The sequence below is a fragment of the Variovorax sp. 10N432 genome, from assembly GCF_056394465.1.
In genome coordinates this window covers 210,057-227,861 of the sequence record NZ_JBFTHX010000001.1, presented here as the reverse complement: position 1 = coordinate 227,861, position 17,805 = coordinate 210,057, and the positions used below count along the sequence as shown (strand labels likewise).

Here is a 17,805-nt window from a genome sequence, read left to right as displayed (position 1 = left end):
AGGGCCGGCGCGGTGGGGTCGACTGGCCCGCACCGCTTGCCGGGCGCCCTCCGCACAGGGCGCGTACCAAATGTTAGTCTTGCCGCCCCATGAACCTGAGGACCAAGATCGTCGCGCTCGCCGTGGCTCCGCTGCTGGTCGCGCTGATGCTGGTGGCCTTTGCGGTGCGCCACCAGGAGCGCGACCTGGCGCAGCGTGAACGGGCGCTGATCGAGCAAACCTACATGACGCAGCGGCGCAACGAACTGCGCAGCTACGTCGACCTCGCGGTGAGCACGGTGAAGCCGCTCTACGACGCCGGACTCGACGACGAGGCGACACGCGCCGAGGCGCTGCGCCGGCTGGCCGCGCTCGACTACGGCAACGACGGCTATTTCTTCGTCTACGACCTGCAGGGCCGCTCGCTGATGCATTCGCGCCAGCCCGAGCTGGTCGGCCAGACCCTGTGGGACCTGCGCGATTCGCAGGGCCGGCCCACGATCCAGGACCTGATCGCGCGCGCCCGCGAGGGCGGCGGCTATGTCGAGTACCAGTGGCGCAAGCCCTCGAGCGCGCAGCTGGCGCCCAAGCTCGGCTATGTCACGGCCTTGCCGCGCTGGAACTGGATGGTCGGCACCGGGCTCTACCTCGACGACATCGAGTCCGCGATGCAGACGCTCGACCGCCAGATGAACACCAACGTCACGACCACCATGCTCTGGATCGCCGGCATCGCCGCGCTCTGCCTGGCCGTGGTCAGCGCCACCGGGCTGCTGCTGAACCTGAGCGAGCACCGCATCGCCGAGGCCCGGCTGCGGCTGCTGGCACGCCAGGTCGTGCAGTCGCAGGAAGACGAGCGGGCCCACCTGGCGCGCGAGCTGCACGACGGCACCAGCCAGACGCTGGTGTCGGCCAAGCTGATGATCGAGTCGGCGGTCGACGCCCTCGAACGGGCGCGCGAGCAGGTGCCTCCGGCACTCGGCAAGGCGCTGCAGCGGCTCAATGAATCGCTGGTGGAGGTGCGCCGCATCTCGCACCGGCTGCGTCCGGCCCTGCTCGATACGCTGGGGCTGCCCGCGGCACTGGAGCGGCTGGGCGCGGAGTTCGGCGAGGAGGGCGGCGTCGCCGCGTCGGTCACCGTGCAGGGCCGCCCGCGCGAGCTGCCCCAGGAAGTGAAGACCGCGCTGTTCCGCGTCGCGCAGGAGGCGCTGACCAACGTGCGCAAGCATGCGCGGGCGCGACAGGTGCGCATCGTGCTGGCCTTCGAGGGCAGGGCGGTGCAGCTGGAAATCGGCGACGACGGCACCGGCTTCGACCCCGCCGCGCTCGAACTCGATCCGAAGCGCGGCATCGGCCTGCGCAACATGCGCGAACGGGTGGCGGCGATCGGCGGCTCGCTCGGCGTGCGCTCCGATGCGGACGGCACCTCGATCCTGGCCGAGGTGCCGGTCGACGGGGAAGACAGCGCATGACAACCGCTGTGATCCGGCTGTTCCTGGTCGACGACCATCCCCTGGTGCGCGACGGGCTGCGAGCCCGCCTCGGGCCCTTGCCGACCCTCGAGATCGTCGGCGAGGCCGGCAGCGCCGCCGAGGCGCTCGAAGGCATCGCCCAGGCGCGGCCGGACCTGGTGCTGGCCGACGTCGGCATGAAGGGGATGAGCGGCATCGAGCTGACATCGCTCTTGCAAGATCGTCAGCCTGACGTGCGGGTGCTGATGCTCAGCATGTACGACAACCCGGAATACGTGCAGCAGGCGCTGCAGGCAGGCGCCCGCGGCTATGTGCTCAAGGATGCGCCGGCGGCGGAGATCGTCGCCGCGATCGAGGCGGTGGCGGCCGGCGGAACCTTCCTGAGCGCGGCCGTGTCGCATCGGCTGTTCGCGTCCCAGCAGCCGCGGCCGCTGCTGACGCCGCGCGAGAGCGAGATCCTGACGGCGCTGGGCCATGGCGACTCGAGCAAGCAGATTGCGCGCGACCTGGGCTTGAGCGTGCGCACGGTCGAGGCCCACCGCCAGAGCATCAAGCGGCGGCTCGGGCTCGAGGGCCAGTCGGCGCTGATCAAGTACGCGGTCGAGCACGCGCGCGAGTTCAAGAACAGCTGATTCAGGGTTATCCCTTAGGTGATGCCACGCGATCGATTCGCGCAGTGCAACCGATGCCGCCGCGGGCCAGGCTCGCCACACTTCCGGGGGTTCATCTTCCGGAGACATTCCAATGCACAGCATCCGCCGCCACCTGGTGTGGCTCGTCGTGGCCGTGGTCGGCGCCTTCGCGCTCGGCACCGTGGCCCTTTCGCGCGGGGAGTCCATCAACGCGCTCTGGATCGTGGTCGCCGCGATCTGCACCTACCTGATCGCCTACCGCTACTACAGCCTGTTCATCGCCACCCGCGTGCTCGGGCTCGACGGCAACCGCAAGACGCCGGCACACAAGTACAACGACGGCCTGGACTACGTGCCGACCGACAAGAACGTGCTGTTCGGCCACCACTTCGCGGCCATCGCCGGTGCCGGCCCGCTGGTCGGCCCGGTGCTCGCGGCGCAGATGGGCTACCTGCCGGGGCTGCTGTGGATCCTGGCCGGCGTGGTGTTCGCGGGCGCAGTGCAGGACTTCATCGTGCTGTTCATCTCGACCCGGCGCGACGGTCGTTCGCTGGGCGACCTGATCAAGCAGGAGATGGGCACCGTGCCCGGCATGATCGCGCTGTTCGGCACCTTCATGATCATGATCATCATCCTCGCGGTGCTGGCGCTGATCGTGGTCAAGGCGCTGGCCGAATCGCCCTGGGGCACTTTCACGGTGGCGGCGACCATCCCGGTGGCGCTGTTCATGGGCGTCTACCTGCGCTACATCCGCCCGGGCCGCATCGGCGAGATCTCGGTGATCGGCTTCGTGCTGCTGATGGCGGCGATCTTCGGCGGCCAGGCGGTGAGCCAGAGCCCGGTCTGGGGCCCGATGTTCACCTTCGACGGCAAGGCCCTGACCTGGATGCTGATCGGCTACGGCTTCATCGCCGCCAGCCTGCCGGTGTGGCTGCTGCTGGCACCACGCGACTACCTGTCGACCTTCCTGAAGATCGGCACCATCATCGCGCTGGCGATCGGCATCGTGTTCGTCGCGCCGACCCTGCAGATGCCGGCGGTGACCCAGTTCGCCCAAGGCAACGGCCCGGTCTGGTCGGGCAACCTGTTCCCGTTCCTGTTCATCACCATCGCCTGCGGCGCGGTGTCGGGCTTCCATGCGCTGATCTCCTCGGGCACGACGCCGAAGATGCTCGACAACGAACTGAACGCGCGCTTCATCGGCTACGGCGGCATGCTGGCCGAATCCTTCGTCGCCGTGATGGCGCTGGTGGCCGCGGCCTGCATCGACCCGGGCGTCTACTTCGCGATGAACAGCCCGGCCGCGCTGGTCGGCAGCACCCCCGAGGCGGTGGCGCAGACCATCTCCGGCTGGGGCTTCGCAGTCACTCCCGAGATGCTGCTGCAGACCGCCAAGGACGTCGGCGAGACCACCATCCTCGGGCGCGCCGGCGGCGCCCCGACCCTGGCCGTCGGCATGGCGCACATCCTGCACCAGGTGATCGGCGGCCAGGCCATGATGGCTTTCTGGTACCACTTCGCGATCCTGTTCGAGGCCCTGTTCATCCTGACCGCCGTGGACGCCGGCACCCGGGCCGGCCGCTTCATGCTGCAGGACTTGCTGGGCAGCTTCGTGCCGGCCCTCAAGCGCACCGACTCGCTGCCGGCCAACCTGATCGCGACCTTCCTCTGCGTCGCGGCCTGGGGCTATTTCCTGTACCAGGGCGTGGTCGATCCGCTGGGTGGCATCAACACGCTGTGGCCGCTCTTCGGCATCTCCAACCAGATGCTGGCCGCGGTGGCGCTGATGCTCGGCGTGGTCGTGCTGTTCCGCATGAAGCGCGAGCGCTACGCCTGGGTGGCGGCGGCGCCGGCGGCCTGGCTGCTGATCTGCACGCTGACCGCGGGCTGGCAGAAGATCTTCTCGGCCGACCCGAAGGTGGGCTTCCTGTCGCACGCCGCGAAATACGCCGACGGCCTGGCACAGGGCGTGCTGATCGCGCCGGCGAAGACCCCCGAGGCGATGGCGCGGATCGTCTTCAACGACCGCCTGGATGCCGGCCTGTGCGCGCTGTTCATCTTCGTGGTCCTGAGCGTGCTGGTCTACAGTGTGCGCACCTGCCTGGCCGCGCGCCGGGCCAACCATCCGACCGCGCGCGAGACGCCGTTCGAACCGATGGCCGCGGCATGAGGAATTCCGGCGCCAGCCTGGCCGAGACCGGGCGCTACCTGACCCGCTCGCTGGCGCAGTCGCTGCGGCTGATGGTGGGCATGCCGGACTACGACACCTACCTGAGCCACATGGCGCGCACGCACCCGGGGCAGGAGGCAATGAGCTACGAGGCGTTTTTCAGGGAGCGGCTGGAGGCGCGGTATGGGGGAGGGAAGGGGCGGTGCTGCTGAGCGGGCGCCGCGCTTCATTCCCACCACTTCGCTTGCGCGTCGATGAATTCCGGGATTCGCACCGAGGTGCCGGCCCATGCCGGTCGACAGGTCCTTCGAAATCCATTCGACACCAGGACCGGCTCGCCGGGCTGAGGTTTCCGCCAGCGTCTTGAACGCTTGTCGTAGCCGCCGGCCGAGTGGACGTGACCATGCTTGCGCCAAGTGCTTTCTTCCACACGGATCGACAGCGGCGCAAAGTGAATCGGCCGCAAGGTCTGCCCACCCGCCCAGTAGTAGACGCGTCCGAAATACGCTGCGTGGCACCAGCGCTCCCAGGCGGCCAGGCTGTATCTCGACAGACCCAGGTCGCCGTTCGGGATGCCGATCCAGAGGACTGCGATGCCGAGCCGGTGGTACTCGGCGGTCCGGGCGGTGATCTCGCCGATCGCCAGCGCGCTGCGCTGAACCTCTATCGCCACAGGCACGCCGGAGATGATCGCGAAGACATCGGCGACGGATGTCCCGAAGCTCTTCTCGAGCTCCACGTCCTGCACGTTGGCTTCCTGCCGCAAGGCGTCGAAGAGGCTCAGCTTGGTCAGCAGATGGTCTTCGGTTTCGCCTGCGCCGAGCCGGCATGCGACACGGGCCTTGTGGGCGAAGTGAGGGATGCGCATCAGGCCCTTGTGCAGCACGACTTCGCAGCGGCATGCCGGACACATGAACGGCGCGTCGGGCTTCGCGCTGGACCGCGCAAGGACTTTTTCGTTGTCCGAGGTGCGCAGGGCGGTGAGCATGGTGTTCAGGACTCCGGCAACGTTCGCGACGACCCCATCCGATCATCCCGCTCCCGAGCGCTTCATCCCCACGACCGGGTCAGCAACTCGTCCATGGCGTCAGTGATCTGCTGGCCATGTGCGGCCAGCGACCCGACGCGAGGGCCCAGTTCATCGATGGCCACTGAAACCGTGTCCAGCGGATGCAGCACGAGATCCGAGCCATCGAGCACGAAGATCGGGTTCATGCGGGTGCCAGCCACCTGCGCTCCCGCGGGCAACGCGGTGCGCAGGACCAGTGGGACCACGACACGACGGCGGTAACGGTCGAACTGGGCCGACTGAACCACCACGACAAAGGGGATGCTGCCGCTCTGCCTGCCCTTGTTGCGATGGATGTCGAACTGCGGCACGTCTTCGCCTACAGCGTGGAATGCTCGTCGGCGAAAGACCCCAGTTCCTCGTCCACCCTGTTCCATGCCTCCGCGCAGACGGCGGCCCATTCCGGTTTGCTTGGAACTTCGCGAAGGGCGGCTTGCGCTCGTTGAAGCGCTTCCATGTCCTGCGGAGAAATCAGATAGGCCGCAGGGCGCCCGTGGCGGGTAATGATGATCGGCTCGCGCTGGGCCTTGTCGAGCAGTTGCCCGAAACGGTTCTGAGCCTCCACCGACGATACTTGCATCATGATCTGCTTCGGGAGTAGCTAACCTGAACAGTTTATGCGATGACTCTCGGTGCTTGCACAAAAATCCCGGGCCTCGCGGGCTCATGCCGCCGCGCACTTCTTCACCGTCTCCCAAGTCCGCGTCGTCAACTCCGTCCCGAAGGTCTTCTCGATCAGCGTCATGAACACCGGCCCGCGCGGCCCCGGGACATAAGCCGAGAACACCTGCATCTCGTCCATCGCCAGAATCCGCGCCGCTTCGAACTCGATCGGCAGCGCCAGCCGGGTGGCTCGCGGTTCGCGCAGGAAGGTCACGACCCGCTTCGCGCCGGCGGGCAGTTCGTGCGCCGCACAGGGGTCGGCTGCCAGCAGGTCGCGCAGGGCGTCGGACGAACGCACGATGGTGAGAAAGCGCCGTCCGAGCGCCGCTTCCATGGCCGCCTCGGCCTTGCGTTCGAGCGTCGTCCGCGCCGCGGCACGCGCATCGAACGCCACGTTGCCGCTCGACAGCAGGGTCTTCACCTCCGTGAAGCCTGCGCTTTCGAAGCAGCGCTTGAGCTCCGGCATCTTGGCGTTCATCGGACTGACGCCACGAAGAAAGGCGACGTAGCGCGGCACTTCAGATGTCTTCGAGCAGCGGGTAGGGCAATGGCTCCACCGTCAGCGCCGGCCCATCGACCGCCCGCGCATGCAGCCCGCCGGCATCGATCGCCGCGATCTGGATGGAGATCAAGGCCGCCCAGCCGCCACCCGGCGCCGGCGCGGCCTGCGCCACGGTGCCGACCGGCTGCGCCGGATCGTTGACAGCGAAGACTTCCTGGCCGGCCGCCACCTCGCCGTCGGCCTGCACCAGGTAGGTCCGGCGCTTCAGGGTGCCGCGGAACTGGCTGCGGGCCACGATCTCCTGGCCCGGGTAGCAGCCCTTCTTGAAGTTCACGCCGCCGACCGACTCGTAGTTGATCATCTGCGGCACGAAGGCCTCGACCACCGGGCTGGTCAGGGTCACGATGCCGCTGCGCACCTCGCTCCATTCCCAGATCGCCGGATCGAGTTCGGCGCCCTGGGGCGCGGGGCTGGCGGCCGGTGCGATCCACAGGGCGCGAGGCACGCCGTCGGACGGGTAGAGCGACACCACGTGCGCCGCGCCGACCGTGCTGGCGCGCCCCGGGAGCGCCCCGGCATCGACCCCATTGGCGGCCAGGGCGGTGCCGGTCAACCCGTAAAGCGAGAAATCGGCGCTGGCGTCGCTGAGCTTGGCCTTGGACCGCAGCACGTACATTGACAGGCGCTTGAGCGTCGCGGCCAGGATGTCGCTGCTGCAGACCAGCAGGATGCGATCGGGTTCGGGCCGGATGCCGACGAAGCTCGCGATCGCGCGGCCCTTGGCCGTGCAAAGCGCCGCCAGCCGCGCCTCGGAGGCATCGAGCAAGACGAAATCCTGGGTCAGCTGGCCATGCAGGAAGCTCGCTGCATCGGGGCCCTCGGCACGGATCACGCCGAGGTGGGGGAGGGCGGTGACGCCATTCGGAACGACAGAGGTCATCGCTGAATTATCATGGGCGTCTGCGTTCCGTTCGGCCCACAGGGCTTAGCCGTTCTTGCTACCGTCATCCGTCCGCCTCCCTTCCCGGAACCCGTGCGTCGCTTCTTCCTCACACTTTTCCTGCTGGCTGCCCTGATCGTGCTCGGCGCCGGGGCAGCCGGGCTCTGGTGGGTCAACCAGCCCCTCAAGCTGCCGGCCCCCAACGTCGACCTGTCCGTCGAGCCCGGCACCACGCCGCGCGGCATCGCGCAGGCAGTGGCCGATGCCGGCGTCGACGTGCCGCCGCAATTGCTCTACCTGTGGTTTCGCTTCTCCGGCCAGGACCGCCAGATGCGCGCCGGCAGCTACGAGCTCGACCGCGGCGTGACGCCGCGCCTGCTGCTCAACATCCTTGTGCGCGGCGAGGAAGCCACCCGCAGCCTGGTGCTGGTCGAAGGCTGGAACTTCCGCCAGGTGCGCGCGGCGCTGGCCAAGGCCGAGCAGCTCAAGCCCGAGACCGCCGGGCGCAGCGACGAGGAAATCATGGCGCTGGTCGGACGGCCTGGCGTGCATCCCGAAGGGCGCTTCTTTCCCGACACCTACACCTACTCCAAGGGCTCGACCGATATCGCCCTGCTGCAGCGCGCGATGCGCGCCATGGACAAGAAGCTGGACGCCGCCTGGGCCGCCCGGGCCTCCGACCTGCCCCTGAAAACGCCCGATGAGGCGCTGATTCTGGCCAGCATTGTCGAAAAGGAGACAGGCAAGGCGCAGGACCGGGCCGAGATCGCCGCCGTCTTCACCAACCGCCTGCGTCTGGGCATGCCCTTGCAGACCGACCCGACCGTGATCTACGGGCTCGGCACGCGTTTTGACGGCAACCTGCGCAAGCGCGATCTCCAGGCCGACACGCCGTGGAACACCTACACCCGCAACGGGCTGCCGCCGACGCCGATCGCGATGCCCGGCAAGGCGGCCTTGCTGGCGGCGGTGCAGCCGGCACAAAGCAAGTCGCTCTATTTCGTTTCCCGAGGCGACGGCACCAGCCAGTTCAGCAGTTCGCTGGACGACCACAACCGGGCAGTGAACCGCTACCAGCGCGGCGGCAACACCGACCCCAACCAGCGGAGCGGGCAATGAAAGGGCTTTTCCTGACCCTCGAGGGCATCGACGGCGCCGGCAAGTCGAGCCACATCGATGCGCTCGAGGCGTTGTTCAAGGCCCAGGGCCGCGCGGTCACGCGCACCCGCGAGCCCGGCGGCACGCCGCTGGCCGAGAGCCTGCGCACGATGATCCTCGAACAGCCGATGGACCCGCTGACCGAGTCGCTGCTGGTCTTCGCCGCCCGCCGCGACCACGTGGTGCGGGTGATCGATCCGGCGCTGGCACGCGGCGACGTGGTGCTCTGCGACCGTTTCACCGACGCCACCTTCGCCTACCAGGGCGCCGGCCGCGGTTTCGATCCGGCCGTGCTGTCGACGCTCGAAGCCTGGGTGCAGGCGGCACCGCAGGCCCTGCTGCAGCCCGACATCACCCTGTGGTTCGACCTGCCGCCCGAGACCGCGGCCGAGCGCCTGGCCGGGGCCCGGCTGCCGGACAAGTTCGAATCGCAACCGGTCGAGTTCTTTCGCCGGGTGGCGGCCGGCTACGCGGCGCGCGCCGCGGCGGCCCCGCGCTTCGCCCGCATCGACGCCAGCCGCTCGCGCGAGCAGGTCTGGCAGCAGGTCGAGGCCGTGCTGGGCCAGCGCGGGCTGGTTCCGGCCGATTCGGGAGCCAGCGCATGACCGCCGATTCGCTGCCGCCCTGGCTGCGCCAGCCGCTGGTCGAACTGCTGCGCCAGCGCGGCCATGCCTGGCTGCTCCAGGGCCCCTCGGGCCTGGGCCAGTACGAGCTCGGGCTGGCGCTGGCGGCCGCCTGGCTCTGCGAGCAGCCCGAGGAAGCCAAGGCGCAGGGCGCCTGCGGCCATTGCCCGAGCTGCCACGCGATCCAGGTGCGCACCCACGCCGACCTCTGCGTGCTGATGCCCGAGGTCGCGATGCAGGCGCTGGGCTGGCCGCTGGATGAAAAATCGCAGGCCGACATCGACGACAAGAAGCGCAAGCCCAGCCGCGAGATCCGGGTCGAGGCGATGCGCGACGCCATCGGCTTCGCCCAGCGCACCAGCGCCCGCGGCCGCGGCAAAGCGGTGCTGGTCTACCCGGCCGAGCGCATGAACAACATCACGGCCAACGCCCTGCTCAAGACGCTCGAGGAGCCGGTGGGCGAGGTCCGTTTCGTGCTGGCCAGCGAAGCCGCCTGGCAGCTGCTGCCCACCATCCGCAGCCGTTGCCTGGGCTTCACGCTGCCTTGGCCCGACAGCGGCCAGGCGCAGGACTGGCTGGTCGGGCAGGGCGTGCCCGCGGCCGACGCGCCCGGCCTGCTGCGCGCGGCCGGCGGCCGGCCCAGCGACGCCTTGCGGCTGGCCAGCCAGGGCCAATCGCCCAAGGCCTGGTCGCTGCTGCCCAAGGCAATGTCGCGCGGCGAGGTCGGGGCACTGTCCGACCATGCGCCGGCCCAGGCCATCGGTGCGCTGCAGAAGCTCTGCCACGACCTGATGGCAGTCGATTGCGGCGCGCTGCCACGCTTCTTCGAGCCCGCCGACCTGCCGCCGGCGCCGCCGCGGGCTGCATTGGCTCGCTGGTCGCGGTCGCTCGCCAGTGCGGCAAAAACCGCAGAACACCCGTTCAATGCGGGCCTGATGCTCGAAGCGCTTGTGAGCGAGGCGCGAACCACCCTAAACTCGGCACGCCGCCGCCCATGAACACACCTGTCGCCCCCACCCCCTCCGCGCCCGTCCGGCCCAGCGTCATCCAGTTGGCGATCAAGGAAAAGGGCGCGCTCTACGCGGCGTACATCCCGCTGTTCGCCGAAGGCGGGATCTTCATCCCGACCGCGCGCGAGTACCGGCTGGGCGACGACGTCTACGTGCTGCTGACCCTGCCCGACGACCCGCAGCGCTATCCGGTCGCCGGCAAGGTCGCCTGGATCACGCCGGCCCGCGCCGCCGGCAACCGGGCGCCCGGGGTCGGCATCCGTTTTCCTTCCGACGACAAGTCGCGCCAGCTCAAGGCGCGCATCGAAGAGGCTTTGGGCGCCACTCTGGCCTCCGACCGCCCGACCCAAACAATCTGAATTCCGCTCCCAGGGCGCGCAGCCGCTTGCCGCGGCGGCCGCGCCGTTCCGACGACGTTTGCCGAGATGTTCACCGACTCCCACTGCCACCTGACCTTTCCCGAGTTCGCGGACCAGATGCCGCAGATCCGCGCCGCGATGGCAGCCGCCCAGGTCGACCGGGCGCTGTGCATCTGCACCACGCTGGAGGAGTTCCCCGAGGTCCAGGCGCTGGCCGAGCGGCACGACAATTTCTGGGCCAGCGTCGGCGTCCATCCCGACAACGAAGACATCCTCGAGCCCACGGTCGAGGGCCTGGTGCAGCGTGCCGCACTGCCCAAGGTGATCGCCATCGGCGAGACCGGGCTCGACTACTACCAGATGGAAGAACGCAAGGGCGGCCGCAGCATCGCCGACATGGAGTGGCAGCGCGACCGCTTCCGGGTCCATATCCGGGCCGCCCAGCAGACCCGCAAGCCGCTGGTCATCCATACCCGTGAAGCCTCGGCCGACACGCTGGCCATCCTGAAGGAGGAGGGCGAGACCGGCGGCGGCCAGGCCGCCGGCGGCGTCTTCCATTGCTTCACCGAGACCGCCGAGGTGGCGCGAGCAGCGCTCGACCTCGGCTTCTATATTTCGTTCTCGGGCATCCTGACCTTCAAGAAGGCGCAGGACCTTCGCGACGTGGCGGCCTTCGTGCCGCTCGACCGGATGCTGATCGAGACCGACAGCCCCTACCTGGCGCCCGTGCCCTATCGCGGCAAGACCAACAATCCGTCCTACGTGCCCTTCGTCGCGCAGCAGATCGCCCAACTGCGCCAATTGCCGATCGAGGCGATCGCAAAGGCCACCAGCGACAATTTCGAGACCCTGTTCAGCGGGGCCAAGACATGACAAATTACTTTAAAAAATTCATTTATCTCGTTGTCATTGCTTCATCTTTTGCTGCGCACGCCAGCGACTATGACGATTTCTTCCGGGCCGCCCGGGCCGACAACGCCAGCGGCATGAAGCGCCTGCTGGCCAAGGGCTTCGACCCCAACACGCGCGACGACAAGGGCCAGACCGCCTTGCTGATCGCGATGCGCGAGCCCTCGCCGGAGGTGATCGACGTGCTGATCGCCTTCCCGAAGACCAACGTCGAGGCCCGCAACGCGAAGGACGAGAGCCCGCTGATGCTGGCGGCCATCAAGGGCCAGCAGGACCTGGTGACCAAGCTGATCGCGCGCGATGCCGACATCAACAAGCCGGGCTGGACGCCGCTGCACTACGCGGCGACCAGCGGCCAGGTCGCGATCATGAAGCAGTTGCTCGACAAGGATGCCTTCATCAATGCCCAGTCGCCGAACGGCACCACGCCGTTGATGATGGCCGCGATGTACGGTTCGGCGGCCGCGGTGCAGTTGCTGCTCGACGAAGGCGCCGATGTCGCGATGAAGAACGAACAGGGCATGACCGCCGCCGACTTCGCCGAGCGCGCCAAGCGGCCGGACGCCGTCCGGCTGCTCGGCGCAGCCGCCGCGCCGAAGCGGCCGGCCGACGGCAAGTGGTGACGCGACTCAACGCTTCGTTCCTCCCTGCCGCCTCGGCACAGACCCCGCCGCTTGCTTCGCCGCGCCGGCGACCTGCCGTTCGACGCTCGCGCAGTTCGTCTCTTCCCCCGGACCGGTCTCGACCAGGGGAACGAGTGCCGCCAGCGGGTTGACCGCTGCAAGTCCGAGCGCGGCGCCGAGGCGGGTGGCCAGCGGGCCCTTCACGATCTCGAATTCCGGCTGCTTGAACGACCCGTGCAGCCGCACCGGCGTGCGCAGCGACAGCAGGCCGACCTCCTTGGGCTTGGGCGCCACCGTGAGGTCGAAGCGCTCGTGCGCGAGGTCGAAGCTGCCGCTGCCCAAGACCTGCGTCTGCTCGGTATCGATCACGAAGAGGGTCGACTTGCCGCGTCCGCCGGCGACGTCGAAATTCACGCCGCCGCAGCGGATCACGATGTCCTTGTCGCCGCCGAGCAGAAGCGCCAGCACCTTGCCGCCGTTGAGCCCGCTCGCGGCATCCAGCAGGTTCGAGATCCTGCCGTTCACCACCGTCGCGGCGATCCGCCCGTCGGCCTTGGCCGCCGCGTCCGCGATCGAATTGCCCGTGCCCTTGAGCCGCAGCGTGGCGCCGACCCGGCCCGCACCCTTGGCCACGGTCGCCGGCATGGCGGGGAACAATTGGCCGATGCGCACGCGCTGCAGGTCGATCTGCACGTCGGACCGGATCGTCGGCTCGCGGGCGTCGAGGGCGACCTTGGCTGCCAGGGTGCCGCCGGCAAAGGCGAAGTCAAGCGGATCAATCTTCAGCCGCGCGTCCTGCAGGCGCAGCGAGGCCTTGAGACTTTGCAGCGGCAGGGCCTCGGGCACGACGAGTTGGGTGGCGACCAGGTCGACCTCGGCGTCGATCTTCTGCAACCGGCTGCCGTCGAAGCTGCCCGCCGGCAGCAGGTGGTCGGGGTCGATCGCCTTCTCCTTGGACTTGGCGACCGGCCGACTGCTGCTCTCGGCTTGCGACACCGCAGGCTTGCCACCGCTCTCCTGGGTCTGGACACCGATCAGCGGGCCCAGGTCGGCCAGGTTGAGCCGCTTGCTGTGGAGGTCGGCCGTGAGCAGGGGACGCGGCTTGCGCGCCACGTAGGCGCCCTTGCCGCTGACGTCGCTCGAGCCGATGTGGCCGGCCAGGTCGTCCATCGTGTAGCGGTTGCCCTTGAGCACCAGGTGGCCCTGCAGCCGGTACGGCGGCGATGCCGGCAGCGGGAGCAGCAGGAACGGATAGAGGTTGGCCAGCGTCTGGCCTTCGATGCGCAGGTGCACGTCGATGCCCGAGATGTCTGCGGCGTCGGCGATCGTGCCCTCGACCGCCGCGCGCGTGGTTCCGGCGTCGAGCCGGCCTTGCAACGGGAAGGGCACACCGGATTCCTGGAAGCTCAGCACGTCGCCCGTCAGTGCACGGCCCGAGAAGCTGGCGTGGTGGTAGCTGCCCTTGAAGTCGTATTGCGTGGTGTAGCGGTTGTTGTCCGGCCTCGCGTCTGCGTCCTTGGCCTTTTCCTGGGCCGCCGGATCGAAGGTCGTGCCCCGGACTTCGAGCTCGAAGGGCTCGCCGTGGTCGATGTAGCGCAGCCGGCCGTGGTCCACCGAGAGCGTGCTGATGCGCAGCTTGCTCGGCGAGGTGTCGGCGGGATCGGAGAGGATCCAGTTCTTGCGGTTGTCGGGCAGGCGTTCGAAGACCAGGTCGGGACGCGTGAGCGCCACCCGGGGCACCAGGATCTTCTCGGGCAGCTCGCGCAGCGACACCGAGAACTCCACCATCTCGACCTGGGCCATGGCCGGCTCGTCCTTCGCCCAGGCGGCATTGCCGAAGTAGACGTCGCGCATCCGGATGGTCGGTGTCAGGCCGAGCTTCACATGCAAGTCGGAGGTCCGGAACTCACGCTCGGTCTTGTTCGAGATGTAGCGCTCGAGCGAAGGCCGCACCCAGTTCCAGTCGAAGAGTGCGACGAAAACGACGGCCGCAGCGACCAGCAGGGCCAGCCCCATCCAGATCGGATGTCGGCGCAGCAGGGTGCGGCGCGATGGGTTCATGGCGAGCTCGACGCTCGGGCTTTCGCCGCCGACGCGGGTTGGCCGGGCGCCGCTGGGTCTCGGCGAGGATCGGCGGACGAATCAACTGGCCGGAAACTGCTCGGGCAGTGGCCCCGGATCGTCTTCTTCTTTCGCGTCGGCGCGCTTGCCGGAATCGCGGCCCAGCTCCTTCATCATCTGCTCGCCCACCGGGTCCTTCCCGTCGAGCGGAATCGACTCTTCGGCGCCGAGCTCCGGCTCTTCGTTGCTTGCGTCTCTTCGGGGTGTATTCATGGCAATGCTCCTGTGAACGAGCACGTTGACGCCCGGTGAATCCGTGCGGCCTAGGGAGAAAGCCGAAACCCCTGTCAGCGTTGGCCGATCATTGGCATCCGAAGGACCTCGACGTGCCCAAGAGAGGCGACCGCCCGCACAGCCCGGTATCGCCCCCGGAGTCGGAGCTGCGCGGGCGTGCGCGAGGCCGGCATCAGGACAGCGCATTGGCTGACGTTCAGTAACGTCGCGTACAAGAAAAATCAGGCGACAGATCCTTCAGGGGAGCCGCCATGTTCGAAAGGTACAAGGTCAGGATTCAAGCCTATTGCGAGGAAGCGGGCATCGAGGTGCCGGTCGGTTTCGGCCGCCACGCGGCCGCCCGCTACGCGGCCATCGACGAGGAATGTTCGCCACCCAAACTCGTGGCGACGACCTGGCCGACCCGCAAGGAGGCGGTGAACTACCTGGTCAACCTGGCTGCAGGCAAGAGGACCCGGATTCTGGATTTCGAGGATCGGTGCGAACTCAGCTTCGACGGCAAGGCGAGCTTGCTCAGGGGCGCCACGTTCTGAGACCCGCCCGGAACGCGTGCGCGAAGCGGCTTGCTCTCAGATCAGAAAATAACACAATGTTGATTATGTTAAATCAACGAGCAGCAAGAACTCCGGGTGCAAAGCAGCATCTGCAGAAATCTGTTCGCCACCTCATCCCCCTCCCGCCAGTCCCAGGCAATTCGTTGGCAAAGGCCAGGCAAGCTCCTACAATTTTCTCGATGGCCAGTCTCCGCGCATTTCTGCTGTGGTTTGTGGTGCTCGCAGTGCCCTTTCAGGGCTACGCGGCGGCTGCCATGACGTTTTGCACGCCTCAGCCGGCGCACGCGAACTCGGGAGCCGTCCACGACCACAATCGGCACGATCAAGGCGCACAAGGCGTTGAGCATCACCATGCAAAGGTGACCAGCGATAACAGCTCGGGCCACCATGATGCCCTGGGTTCGCAGCACGACGATTCCTCGGACGCGCCTCACCACAAATGCGGCAATTGCGCCGCGTGTCATTCGGTCGGAATGACGCCGACCCTCGGCACGGCCATTCTTCGCGGTCTGCCTCAGGCCGATTTCGCCGAGCCCTTGCGCGCTTTGGCGACCGTGTCACCTAGCGTTCCCCACAAACCACCTCGCGTCTGACCGCGTCTGAACCGTCAGCGATCATCGGTTGCTGACGCGTCGACGCGCATGTACCCGCCGCCGAAGCTGCGTCCCCATCTTCCTTGCGATCGGTGATGGACGGCCTCAGGCCCTGCGCCGACGAAACCCTGAGGAGAAACCGCAAAGCGGCTGCACAACACGTGTCGATCACGCGCGCTGTACAGGCTCTGAGAACTAGGAGGCGAGGATGACGATCCTCAATTGGGCGAGACGGTTGCAGCAGCTGCCGAATGCCCCGGTGCTTCGCTCGGCAATCCTCCGGTTGAAAGCCCGGGAGTTCCTCACGCCGGAAGGATTCTGCAAGTATTTTGGCGTCTTCGAGAGTTTCGACGCGGCACGTGCCTGGCTGCCCCGAAATGATGGATTCGATCATGCTGCATTGGCCCAAGGCTACGATGAGCATGTCCGTCACGTGTTTGCCTATGACTATCCCGCCATGTGGTGGCTTCAGCACGCTTTTGGCGATGGCTTCAGAAAGTTGCTGGACATCGGAGGCGCCTATGGCGTGCACTACTATGCCTATCGGCGCTATATCGAAATGCCGGATGACCTGATATGGGAGGTAGCCGAGTTGCCGGCAATGATCGCCATCGGCAAGGAATATGCCGCTCAGAAGGAAACCGCGCTTCGTTTCACTGGCGATGTCCAGGAGGCCGGAAGGCGCGCCAGCATCTGGCTCTCGTCTGGCACCCTCCAGTACATGGACGGAGGTCGAATAAGTCGCTTGCTCGGGGTGTCCGGGGCGCGACCGTCTCACATCCTTCTAAACAAACTTCCAATTTATGAAGGAAGCGACTTCGTCACGGCTCAGAACATCGGCTATGGCTGCTACTCGCCGGTGCAGGTCTACAACCGCGCTAGCTTCATCCGCGAGGTCGAGGACCTTGGCTACACGCTGAGGGACGAATGGAAGGTTCATGAGAGAAGCATGTGGATTCCAGGACACCCGGAGTGCACCATACAGGCCTTCTCCGGATTCTATTTTTTGCTGGCAGGCTAGTTTCTCTCGTTGCACGGGTCGAATCCTGTCGGCGGCCCCTTGCGCTCACCCGCCAGAAATCCGGCTCACCAGCGCCTTGGCGTAGGCCGCGGTCCCCGCGCTGCCGCCGAGGTCCCCGGTGCGCACCTTGTCGATGTTGAGCGTCTCGTCGATCGCGCGCCGCAGGCGCGCCGCGAGTTCGGGCAGCTTGCAGTGGTCGAGCATCAGTGCGGCCGCGAGCATCAGCGCGGTCGGATTGGCGATGCCCTTGCCCGCGATATCGGGCGCCGACCCATGGACCGCCTCGAAGATCGCCGCGTCGGCGCCGATGTTGGCGCCCGGCGCCATCCCCAGCCCGCCGACCAGCCCGGCCACCAGGTCCGACAGGATGTCGCCGAACAGATTGGTCGTCACCAGCACGTCGAACTGCCACGGGTTCAGCACCAGCTTCATGGCACAGGCGTCGATGATGACCGTGTCGAGTTCGAACTTGCCCTTGTACTTGCGTTCGTAGAGCTCGAGCCCGGTCTCCAGGAAGATGCCGGTCAGGGCCTTCATGATGTTGGCCTTGTGGACGATCGTGACCTTCTTGCGGCCGGTCGCGATCGCGGTCTCGAAGGCGAACTCGAGCAGCCGCCGGCTGCCCTGGCGCGTGTTGATGCCGGTGGCCATGGCGACCGCATGCGGGTCGCCGTCGATCGGCACGTAGTGCTCGTGCCCGATGTAGAGGCCCTCCAGGTTCTCGCGCACCACCACGAGGTCGATGTCGTCGAAGCGGCCGCCAGGAATCAGGGTGCGCGCCGGCCGCAGGTTGGCATAGAGCCCGAACTCTTCGCGCAGGCGCACGTTCGAGGATCGATAGCCGCCGCCGGATGGCGTCTCCAGCGGCCCCTTGAGCGCCAGGCGCGTGCGACGGATGCTGGCCAGCGTGGCGGCGGGCAATGGGTCGCCGGCGGCTTGCACGCCGGCCAGGCCGCCGAGCTGGCGATCCCATTCGAAAGGCGCGCCCAGGGCGTCGAGGACGGCGAGCGTGGCATCCACGATCTCGGGGCCGATGCCGTCGCCGGGGATCAGGGTGGCAGGGATGGGAGTGGACATTCGCGTGGATCCCGAAAAGTGAGTGAGGGCCGAGGACCGGACGGACGATTATGGGATGACCGGCGGCAGCAGGCCATCCCGGTTCGGTGCATGATG

21 protein-coding genes are annotated in these 17,805 nt (G+C 67.6%); 13 read left to right on the top strand and 8 right to left on the bottom strand.

Translation table 11 applies throughout. The features are described from left to right. Positions 1–89: 89 nt before the first annotated feature. The 4 genes from AC1DF3_RS01125 to AC1DF3_RS01110 all read left to right on the top strand — a co-directional run bounded on the left by AC1DF3_RS01125 (position 90) and on the right by AC1DF3_RS01110 (position 4,465). Positions 90–1,451 carry a cache domain-containing protein gene (locus AC1DF3_RS01125; protein ID WP_478138601.1) on the top strand — a complete coding sequence of 454 codons (1,362 nt, stop codon included), beginning with the start codon at positions 90–92 and terminating at the stop codon, positions 1,449–1,451. Continuing rightward, entirely contained in the window at positions 1,448–2,083 is a 636-nt protein-coding gene (locus AC1DF3_RS01120; protein WP_478138600.1) for a response regulator, read from the top strand. Before AC1DF3_RS01125 ends, AC1DF3_RS01120 begins: the two co-directional genes overlap by 4 nt. 112 nt (positions 2,084–2,195) lie before the next feature. After that, positions 2,196–4,253 (top strand): carbon starvation CstA family protein, encoded by a 2,058-nt coding sequence (locus AC1DF3_RS01115; protein WP_478138599.1) that lies wholly within the window; start codon positions 2,196–2,198, stop codon positions 4,251–4,253. Beyond that, on the top strand, positions 4,250–4,465 hold the full coding sequence (locus tag AC1DF3_RS01110; RefSeq protein WP_286528952.1) for a YbdD/YjiX family protein: 216 nt from the start codon (positions 4,250–4,252) through the stop codon (positions 4,463–4,465). The genes AC1DF3_RS01115 and AC1DF3_RS01110 overlap by 4 nt, the downstream gene beginning before the upstream one ends. A gap of 14 nt (positions 4,466–4,479) precedes the next feature. Here the strand turns inward: AC1DF3_RS01110 and AC1DF3_RS01105 are convergent, their stop codons facing one another. The 5 genes from AC1DF3_RS01105 to ygfZ form a co-directional block, all read right to left on the bottom strand. Further along, complete coding sequence (locus tag AC1DF3_RS01105) at positions 4,480–5,241, bottom strand: competence protein CoiA (protein WP_478138598.1); 762 nt, start codon at positions 5,239–5,241, stop codon at positions 4,480–4,482. A gap of 62 nt (positions 5,242–5,303) precedes the next feature. Then, positions 5,304–5,633: a CcdB family protein gene (locus AC1DF3_RS01100; RefSeq protein WP_478138597.1), complete on the bottom strand. Its 330-nt coding sequence runs from the start codon at positions 5,631–5,633 to the stop codon at positions 5,304–5,306. A gap of 8 nt (positions 5,634–5,641) precedes the next feature. Further along, positions 5,642–5,905 (bottom strand): type II toxin-antitoxin system Phd/YefM family antitoxin, encoded by a 264-nt coding sequence (locus AC1DF3_RS01095; RefSeq protein ID WP_286531875.1) that lies wholly within the window; start codon positions 5,903–5,905, stop codon positions 5,642–5,644. Positions 5,906–5,986: 81 nt separating this feature from the next. After that, positions 5,987–6,502, bottom strand: coding sequence for a DUF1697 domain-containing protein (locus AC1DF3_RS01090; RefSeq protein WP_478138596.1), 516 nt, complete (start codon positions 6,500–6,502; stop codon positions 5,987–5,989). A 1-nt stretch (position 6,503) separates the two neighbouring features. Beyond that, positions 6,504–7,427 (bottom strand): CAF17-like 4Fe-4S cluster assembly/insertion protein YgfZ, encoded by a 924-nt coding sequence (gene ygfZ / locus AC1DF3_RS01085; protein ID WP_286531873.1) that lies wholly within the window; start codon positions 7,425–7,427, stop codon positions 6,504–6,506. 93 nt (positions 7,428–7,520) lie between these two features. Here ygfZ and mltG point away from each other — a divergent pair, with 93 nt between their 5' ends. The 6 genes from mltG (at position 7,521) to AC1DF3_RS01055 (ending at position 12,109) form a co-directional block, all read left to right on the top strand. Further along, on the top strand, positions 7,521–8,546 hold the full coding sequence (mltG, locus tag AC1DF3_RS01080; protein WP_286528958.1) for an endolytic transglycosylase MltG: 1,026 nt from the start codon (positions 7,521–7,523) through the stop codon (positions 8,544–8,546). Continuing rightward, positions 8,543–9,190: a dTMP kinase gene (tmk, locus tag AC1DF3_RS01075; protein ID WP_478138595.1), complete on the top strand. Its 648-nt coding sequence runs from the start codon at positions 8,543–8,545 to the stop codon at positions 9,188–9,190. The genes mltG and tmk overlap by 4 nt, the downstream gene beginning before the upstream one ends. Next, complete coding sequence (locus tag AC1DF3_RS01070) at positions 9,187–10,206, top strand: DNA polymerase III subunit delta' (RefSeq protein WP_286531871.1); 1,020 nt, start codon at positions 9,187–9,189, stop codon at positions 10,204–10,206. Before tmk ends, AC1DF3_RS01070 begins: the two co-directional genes overlap by 4 nt. Further along, complete coding sequence (locus AC1DF3_RS01065; protein ID WP_286528963.1) at positions 10,203–10,577, top strand: PilZ domain-containing protein; 375 nt, start codon at positions 10,203–10,205, stop codon at positions 10,575–10,577. Before AC1DF3_RS01070 ends, AC1DF3_RS01065 begins: the two co-directional genes overlap by 4 nt. Positions 10,578–10,643: 66 nt before the next feature. Next, positions 10,644–11,450 carry a TatD family hydrolase gene (locus tag AC1DF3_RS01060; protein WP_286531870.1) on the top strand — a complete coding sequence of 269 codons (807 nt, stop codon included), beginning with the start codon at positions 10,644–10,646 and terminating at the stop codon, positions 11,448–11,450. Beyond that, positions 11,447–12,109 carry an ankyrin repeat domain-containing protein gene (locus AC1DF3_RS01055; protein ID WP_286531869.1) on the top strand — a complete coding sequence of 221 codons (663 nt, stop codon included), beginning with the start codon at positions 11,447–11,449 and terminating at the stop codon, positions 12,107–12,109. Before AC1DF3_RS01060 ends, AC1DF3_RS01055 begins: the two co-directional genes overlap by 4 nt. Before the next feature lie 6 nt (positions 12,110–12,115). Here AC1DF3_RS01055 and AC1DF3_RS01050 read toward each other — a convergent pair whose 3' ends face one another. After that, positions 12,116–14,170 carry an AsmA family protein gene (locus AC1DF3_RS01050; protein ID WP_478138594.1) on the bottom strand — a complete coding sequence of 685 codons (2,055 nt, stop codon included), beginning with the start codon at positions 14,168–14,170 and terminating at the stop codon, positions 12,116–12,118. A gap of 81 nt (positions 14,171–14,251) precedes the next feature. Next, complete coding sequence (locus AC1DF3_RS01045) at positions 14,252–14,443, bottom strand: hypothetical protein (RefSeq protein ID WP_478138593.1); 192 nt, start codon at positions 14,441–14,443, stop codon at positions 14,252–14,254. 272 nt (positions 14,444–14,715) lie between these two features. On the opposite strand from AC1DF3_RS01045, the gene AC1DF3_RS01040 reads away from it, so the two are divergent. The 3 genes from AC1DF3_RS01040 (at position 14,716) to AC1DF3_RS01030 (ending at position 16,632) form a co-directional block, all read left to right on the top strand. Beyond that, positions 14,716–14,997 (top strand): hypothetical protein, encoded by a 282-nt coding sequence (locus AC1DF3_RS01040; protein WP_286531866.1) that lies wholly within the window; start codon positions 14,716–14,718, stop codon positions 14,995–14,997. Positions 14,998–15,197: 200 nt separating this feature from the next. After that, the gene (locus tag AC1DF3_RS01035; RefSeq protein ID WP_478138592.1) at positions 15,198–15,611 is read left to right on the top strand and encodes a hypothetical protein; all 414 of its coding nucleotides are present in this window, start codon (positions 15,198–15,200) and stop codon (positions 15,609–15,611) included. A 208-nt stretch (positions 15,612–15,819) separates the two neighbouring features. Further along, positions 15,820–16,632: a methyltransferase, TIGR04325 family gene (locus AC1DF3_RS01030; RefSeq protein WP_478138591.1), complete on the top strand. Its 813-nt coding sequence runs from the start codon at positions 15,820–15,822 to the stop codon at positions 16,630–16,632. Between the two features lie 45 nt (positions 16,633–16,677). Here AC1DF3_RS01030 and AC1DF3_RS01025 read toward each other — a convergent pair whose 3' ends face one another. Next, positions 16,678–17,709 carry an isocitrate/isopropylmalate dehydrogenase family protein gene (locus tag AC1DF3_RS01025; RefSeq protein WP_286531863.1) on the bottom strand — a complete coding sequence of 344 codons (1,032 nt, stop codon included), beginning with the start codon at positions 17,707–17,709 and terminating at the stop codon, positions 16,678–16,680. Positions 17,710–17,805 lie beyond the last annotated feature (96 nt).